Origin of the sequence: Pseudoalteromonas sp. MTN2-4 (genome assembly GCF_042848605.1) — a bacterium.
Taxonomy (GTDB): domain Bacteria; phylum Pseudomonadota; class Gammaproteobacteria; order Enterobacterales; family Alteromonadaceae; genus Pseudoalteromonas.
Window position 1 is genome coordinate 1 of record NZ_BTGK01000076.1, and the last position, 419, is coordinate 419.

Annotated in this window: 1 protein-coding gene; it reads right to left on the bottom strand. The window is 34.6% G+C overall.

Going from position 1 to position 419, the window contains the following annotated elements:
- Positions 1 to 43 precede the first annotated feature (43 nt).
- A partial coding sequence (locus ACGHEH_RS21790; protein WP_390449910.1) for a hypothetical protein occupies positions 44 to 419 on the bottom strand: 376 nt, incomplete at its 5' end.

Genomic DNA, 419 nt, shown 5'->3' on the forward strand with positions numbered 1-419 from the left:
TAATAGTTGGCTAAAATTTGTGAGGCACGAACAAAGCCAACTGTTATTTGTCCGCGTTTACAACTTTGTTAGTGCTTTTTTTGCAAATATTGGCTACTGACTCTTTTAGCCCGTCATTAAACTTATATTTGCCTAGTTTTGTATTATTTACCAATAATAGTTTTAGCTTTTCAAGCAAAGTCTCAGGTGTTTCTTTACTGAGGCAATTGGAATACTTACTGTTACTTTTCGATGCGTCTAAATAGCCAAATAGATAAGAAGAACAATGGCGTTTATAGCGAGCAAATTTTGCTAAATCTGATGTACATTCACTTACAAACTCTTCAAACGAGATCGGCTGATAGCTTTTCACGTTGAAAGAAACAGCAAAAATGACAAAAGGTAGTATTAGTTTCACAAAACTCTCGAAAGCACTAACG